Raw genomic sequence first — 6,572 nt, 5'->3', positions numbered from 1 at the left:
TATGCTGACTTAAGTTCTGCCCCCACGTATGCAGTACGCTTGTCATGCCTAACTGGCCATGCCTCTTTCGTTTCGCAAATTTACACAGCGTTTGCCATGCGGCTTTAAATAAACAGTGATACAACGCGTTTGGGTTGTAGTGCGCAATGATATTTAACTCATGCGGGAGCGTAAAAACAAGGTGGAAATAGCGACACGATAATAAATCCTCTTGTTGTCTTTGCACCCATTTAGCCGTTGCCATACCTTGGCAACGTGGGCAATGCCGATCTCGACAGCTACACCCAATTTGTTGTACTTCACTACAGTTATCACATTGCCATGCTTGATAACCGAGCTGTCCCGTTCTGCATGATTGAAGGTGTTGGCAGACTCGTAACTGCTGATAACTCATTATGTGGTGCTGCCGATAATTCCCAAGGCCAGAATTTAAAATATCAGCGAGATGCAAGCCGCTCATTGGTTTCCCCAACTTGCGAGTAAATCAATACCACCATGCCCTAATTCAGGTAACCAGTGTAAGTAACTTTGCGTGGTTCTAATGTCACTGTGACCAAGCTGATGTTGAAGTTGATGAAGCGGCACCCCTAACTCAAGTTGATGTGTTGCATAAGCATGGCGTAATACATGTGGATTACAGTGCTTTAAACCACACATTTGTGCATGTTTTTTCAATGCCTTTCTGAAGATTGAGGGTGACATAGGTTTATCCATTAACCATCGTGAATAAAACATCCAGCCCGTTGGGTGATACATTTTCCAATAGCAACGTAATTGATTTAGCACGCTATCTGATACAACAACATAGCGTGACTTATCTCCTTTACCATGTTCAATTAAAATGGTTTTACGCTGTCCATCGATGTCTTGCACTTTGATGCGCAGCAGTTCGCCAATACGCAAACCACATCCATAACACACCACTATCAATGTTTTTAAGCGCATATCCGTGCAACTTTCTATAAGTCGTCGAATATCATCACGCGATAAATAAGTAGGTGCCCGAGGTTTTGCTTTAGGCAAGGCTATGTCTAAGTTCAGTGGGCGATGTAAAATATTCTTAAACAGAAACCAAATGCTGTTTATTTGTATTTTTTGACTCGCTCTGGAGAGCTTGCGAATAGCGGGATCTTTAAAAAAGATATTCAGCTCATCATCAGTAATTAAATCGAGTGGTTTATTAAAATAATGGCTGAGTTTAAGCAAATGCTCGCAGTAGNGGCTATTTCAGTTTTGACTTGTTCAATGAGTGTATTCATTACTTACCTCCAAATATGGGATAACCCCAAGGTAAGTGTGGCTCAAATGGTCAGAATAGGATCTCCGCGTAGCGGCTTAGTTCAACAATTTAATAGTGCGCTCATCGCGCATATTTCTGCCGACTAAACGCTCATTTGTCTACTTTATATAGTTTTAACAAATAACCTAAGGTATCAGTATCACTAAGTTTTCTAAAATATTTGAGTTAAGTTAAATAGATCAATATGCGCGTGCAGCTCATTTTCATGAATATATGCGCAAAAAGTAGTTTGACCAATCAATTAACGACTATATTTAGCCAATATCAATGACTGGTTCTCGCTCTAAACCGACTAATGAATACATGCAATTTGCAGATACTCAATACTTTAAAAGCCTTTGCTATATTACCAAGCTGAAGAGTAACTCCAACAGCACACTATTTTGCTATTATTGAAGCTGGTTATTCTGTTTTTAAAACCATACCTTTCGATTGGGCAAATATTACTAGCGAAAATACTATTTCGGTTATCCCGCCAATAAAAGCGCCGATTACAAAATTGGCATTTAATACAATACACAACATGCCAGAAAACATAAGCGAAGCACCTAAAATCCAGTACACTTTCATGCCATATAAAGTGTTGAAAACTAAATAGCGAACACCAATTATCATCAGCATTATTGAATAAAACCATTCAGCTTGAAGTTTTGCTACGTAAAACGCTAAAAACAAACCAACAAATAAAATAATAGTGCTTTCTAAGGCCAATTTACCTAATGGATTTTTAGGGTCGTGATTGCCTGAACGCTTAAGCGCTTTTGAAAGTAACATGGCTAAAGGATGTATAAACATGCCACCAAAAAACAAAGTAAGCATGCTCGATTGATTTGAAAGCAGTAATGCGACAAAGCCAGCTATACACCAGACCAAGCCAGATACTAATACACCGGTTTCACCACCGAAGTATGCGAGGTTCATATTTTGTTGCGCATCTTCAAACTTCATAAAAATCCTTAATTTTAAAAATATCCCTAATTTAATATTATCGCATCGTTATTAGTTACAAATCGTTACTCGAATACACACTTAAAATAGGAAATTTATAATCGGCAAACGATACAGTTACCGATTGTGTTTCGTTGCCTTTAAAACCAAGTTTAAATTCCATTGGCATGAATCGGCTGCCGTCAGCAAAAAGTGCAAGTAAGTGCTCCTCGCCTAATTCGCGATTGCCCGACGATAAGTTAGTTAGCGTTATAACAGCCCAGCGTTCGCCCTCTTCATTGCTCATTAATACATAATTAACGATTTTAAAATCCCCTTTTTTAGGGGTTATGTTGTTATCGTTTGCAAACGATAAGTGCATGCTATTTGGTACTGCACGGTCAACATTTAGCGCTTTGATAGAGTCGGCTTGGGTTGCCCACGAAAGCACCAATAAAATGATCACTAAGGCTTTATTCACTGTTAGTTCCTTTTTATTACCTAGTAAATTACCTAATAAATTAAGTAACAAATTACATAACAATACCTGTTTAAATTATATTCGCAGTTCATACCTATTATGTAAACAAACAATCCTCGTAATTTTATCCAGCGCTCAATTTACCTCGCATTCTAGCTGTGCCACTGCAGACTAAGCGTTCATTCAGTGTGCTTGCGCTACTTTAGGTAATAACAAGCAATAAGAGTAAATAATGCAAAGCTAACTTAAAGTGAAAAGCGCGATTAAACAGGAGTATAAACGTATGGCAAGCACACATAAAGACTCAACAATGGATTTATCTGATCCCAGTAATAGCATTCAAGTAAGAGGGGCACGCGTTCACAACTTGAAAAATGTAGACGTTGATTTACCTCGTAACGCATTGGTTGTTTTTACAGGAATATCGGGCTCAGGAAAATCGTCGCTTGCGTTTGGAACGCTGTTTGCTGAGTCGCAGCACCGTTATCTTGATTCGGTATCGCCATACGCCCGAAGGTTAATAGATCAAGTTGATGAGCCCGATGTTGACTCTATTGAAGGGCTACCGCCTGCCGTTGCTTTGCAGCAGCAACGAGGGGCACCGTCGGTTCGCTCATCCGTTGGCAGCATAACAACTATTTCTAACGCGCTACGTATGCTTTACTCACGCGCAGGTGAATACCCAAAAGACCAAGGTATACTTTATGCTGATGCGTTTTCGCCGAATACGCCACAAGGTGCGTGCCCAGAATGCTCAGGAATAGGCCGAGTGTTTGAAGTAACCGAAAAGCTACTTGTGCCAGACGATACAAAAACTATTCGCCAGCGCGCCATTGAAGCGTGGCCACCAGCATGGCAAGGTAAAAACCTAAGCCGTATACTTACCTCGCTTGGTTATGACATAGATACGCCTTGGAACAAACTTTCTAAAAAAGCACGCGATTGGATTTTATTTACCGACGAAACCCCTACTGTGCCGGTATACCCAGATTACACCTATGAGCAAACACAGAATGCGATAAAAAATAACGAAGATCCAAGCTACATGGGAACTTTTTCAAGCGCTAAACGCTTTGTTTTACAGTCTTTTGCTACTACCCAAAGCCCGCGTACTAAAAAGCGCGTATCACAGTTTATGCAAATATCGCAGTGCCCTACTTGCCAAGGTAAAAAATTAAAACAAGCATCGTTAAGTGTTAAATTTGCAGGGCTCGATATTGGCGAGCTATCTCAACTTACATTAAACGAGCTTGCTAAAAAACTAAGTAACGCCGCCAATACCAAAGTAAATAAAAATACAAAAAATCCAGAGCAAGCCATTGTTACGCAGCGCATTGCCAGCGATATACTCACCCGTATTGAAGCACTAACCATGCTTGGTTTAGGATACTTATCGCTTGAGCGTACAACGCCAACGCTCTCACCCGGAGAACTACAACGATTGCGACTTGCCACACAAATTCGCTCTAAACTATTTGGGGTGGTTTACGTGCTAGATGAACCTTCAGCGGGTTTACACCCTGCCGACACACAAGCACTTTTAAAAGCGCTCGACGAGTTAATAGCGGCTGGCAATTCTGTATTTGTTGTTGAACACGATGTTAGCGTTGTTAAACATGCCGATTGGATTGTTGATGTAGGCCCTGATGCAGGTGTACATGGTGGCGACATTATTTACAGCGGCCCTGTTGAAGGGTTAAGAAAAATAAAAAATTCGCACACCGGTCGTCACCTTTTTGCTAAAAACGCCAGTCAAGAGTCTACTCAAAACAGCGCGCAAAAAAAGGAGCAAAGGCAGCCTAGTGCGTGGTTAAAATTGGCTGATATTGAGCGTAACAACCTTAAAAAACTCAATGCAGAATTTCCACTAGGTGTTATGACAACCGTTACTGGGGTTTCGGGCTCTGGTAAATCAAGCTTAGTAAGCCAAGCGTTAGTAGAGCTTGTTTACGAAGCGCTCGGGCAAAAAGTAATACCGGAAGCGCCAACCGACGAAGCCGACTTACTCGAACAAGAGCTGCAAACACACACCAGCGGAAAAATCATTGAAGGTATAAATAATATAAGCCGCCTGATTACCGTAAATCAAAAAGCGATTGGCCGTACCCCTCGTTCAAACTTAGCTACCTACACGGGTTTGTTTGATCATGTGCGTAAACTATTTGCTTCAACCCAAAAAGCAAAAGAGCGCCGTTACGATGCTGGGCGCTTTTCGTTTAATGTTGCTAAAGGTCGCTGTAAAAATTGTGAAGGCGTTGGCTTTGTGAGTATAGAGCTACTGTTTTTACCAAGCGTTTATTCACCTTGCCAAGTGTGTCATGGCAAACGTTATAACGAGCAAACACTTGAGGTTACATATCGTGATAAAAACATAAGCGATATCCTCAATTTAACGGTTGAAGCGGCGCATACCTTTTTTGAAAACGAACCTGCAATACTACGAGCGCTCGATGCACTTATGCAAGTAGGTCTTGGGTATTTGCGTTTAGGGCAACCTGCAACTGAGCTTTCTGGCGGTGAAGCGCAGCGTATTAAATTAGCAACCGAGCTGCAACGTGCGCAGCGCGGTAACACGCTTTATGTTCTTGATGAGCCAACTACAGGCCTGCATCCATCGGATGTATCAATGCTAATGTCGCAGTTAAATAAATTAGTAGATGCTGGCAATACCGTTATTATGGTTGAACACGATATGCAAGTAGCCCGAAATAGTGACTGGGTAATTGATGTAGGCCCTGGTGCTGGTGAAGAAGGCGGCTTAATTGTAGCGCAAGGTTCACCCGAAAAAGTGGCAAGCGTAAAGGCGAGTAAAACCGCACCCTTTTTACTGCAATAGTTAAAGGATGACGCTTTTAGTTGTATAAAAGCGTCATCTATATATGGTAGTTAACGCTGAAAATAACGGCTTGAGATAGATTAATTATCCAAAGTTCAGGTTTACTAATACATCCCGTTTTTATCTTGGTAACCAATCAGAAATAGCCTTACCTATTTCGTGCGGTGAATCCTCTTGAATATAGTGAATACCGCTTACGGTTACCTCAGTTAAATTTGGCCATGTACGCACAAAGTCTCTTGCGTAACCAACTAAAAAAGCACCCGGTTCAGCATTAATAAATAGCTTAGGAATATCGTGAGAGTTAGCTAAAAAACTCGCATAGCTTTTAACTAAAGCCACGGTATCGGCAGGCTCTCCAGCAATGGGCAGTTGGCGAGGCCCTGCTAAAATTGCACGGCGATCTTCCCCCGAATTAATAAAGGGTCTGCGATACTCATCATGCTCTGCCTGCGTTAATTTGCGTGCAATGGTCGCTGGTAATATTGTTTCAATAAAAAAGTTGTCATCAAGCACCATTTTTTCACCCTCAGCTGAGCGCATAGTGCCAATAGGGCCGTGCAAATCTTTAGGAAAATCGTCCCATGTTGGAAAGTCAGTAACAATTGCTTCCATAAACGCAATTGCTTTTACAGCATCACGATGTGTATTAGCCCAGTTAAAACCAACGCCTGAACCCCAATCGTGCAGCACCAAGGTAACGTTATTATTTACACCCAACGCTTCTAAAAGTGCAAATGTGTATTTGCTGTTTTCAGCAAGTGAGTAGCTGCCCTCATGGGTGTTATCTAACTTTTGCGAATCTCCTAATCCAATCATATCGATAGCAATTAAACGCCCTTTTCCTTGCAAATAGGGCATAACGTTTCGCCAAAGGAAGCTAGATGTAGGGTTACCATGTAAAAATACAATAGGATCACCTTCGCCTTCATCTATATAAGCCATTTTTTTATCTAATACAGTTTTAAACTTTTTTGCATAACGTAATGTTTCTGAATCATTCTTCATTTAATTATATCGCTTTATTT

Annotated in this window: 6 protein-coding genes; 1 reads left to right on the top strand and 5 read right to left on the bottom strand. The window is 41.1% G+C overall.

The genetic code is table 11. The features are described 5' to 3' along the window. The 4 genes from I6F44_RS18370 to I6F44_RS18355 all read right to left on the bottom strand — a co-directional run. Window positions 1-460 (bottom strand): IS91 family transposase (locus tag I6F44_RS18370; protein WP_197174334.1); only part of this gene is annotated, 460 nt, incomplete at its 3' end. Next, window positions 457-1,206: a tyrosine-type recombinase/integrase gene (locus I6F44_RS18365; protein WP_231612878.1), complete on the bottom strand. Its 750-nt coding sequence runs from the start codon at window positions 1,204-1,206 to the stop codon at window positions 457-459. The genes I6F44_RS18370 and I6F44_RS18365, both read right to left, overlap by 4 nt. A gap of 496 nt (window positions 1,207-1,702) precedes the next feature. After that, window positions 1,703-2,248, bottom strand: a complete 546-nt coding sequence (locus I6F44_RS18360; RefSeq protein ID WP_197174333.1) for a DUF7010 family protein — start codon at window positions 2,246-2,248, stop codon at window positions 1,703-1,705. A gap of 55 nt (window positions 2,249-2,303) precedes the next feature. Further along, window positions 2,304-2,708 carry a hypothetical protein gene (locus I6F44_RS18355; protein ID WP_197174332.1) on the bottom strand — a complete coding sequence of 135 codons (405 nt, stop codon included), beginning with the start codon at window positions 2,706-2,708 and terminating at the stop codon, window positions 2,304-2,306. Between the two features lie 283 nt (window positions 2,709-2,991). Here I6F44_RS18355 and uvrA point away from each other — a divergent pair, with 283 nt between their 5' ends. Further along, a complete protein-coding gene (gene uvrA / locus I6F44_RS18350) occupies window positions 2,992-5,544 on the top strand; it encodes an excinuclease ABC subunit UvrA (protein ID WP_197174331.1) in 2,553 nt (850 codons plus the stop codon). 120 nt (window positions 5,545-5,664) lie between these two features. Here uvrA and I6F44_RS18345 read toward each other — a convergent pair whose 3' ends face one another. Beyond that, the gene (locus I6F44_RS18345; protein WP_197174330.1) at window positions 5,665-6,552 is read right to left on the bottom strand and encodes a haloalkane dehalogenase; all 888 of its coding nucleotides are present in this window, start codon (window positions 6,550-6,552) and stop codon (window positions 5,665-5,667) included. Window positions 6,553-6,572: the final 20 nt, after the last annotated feature.

The organism is Pseudoalteromonas sp. NZS11_1, assembly GCF_015864275.1.
Lineage (GTDB): Bacteria > Pseudomonadota > Gammaproteobacteria > Enterobacterales > Alteromonadaceae > Pseudoalteromonas > Pseudoalteromonas arctica.
This window is presented reverse-complemented; position numbering and strand designations above follow the sequence as displayed.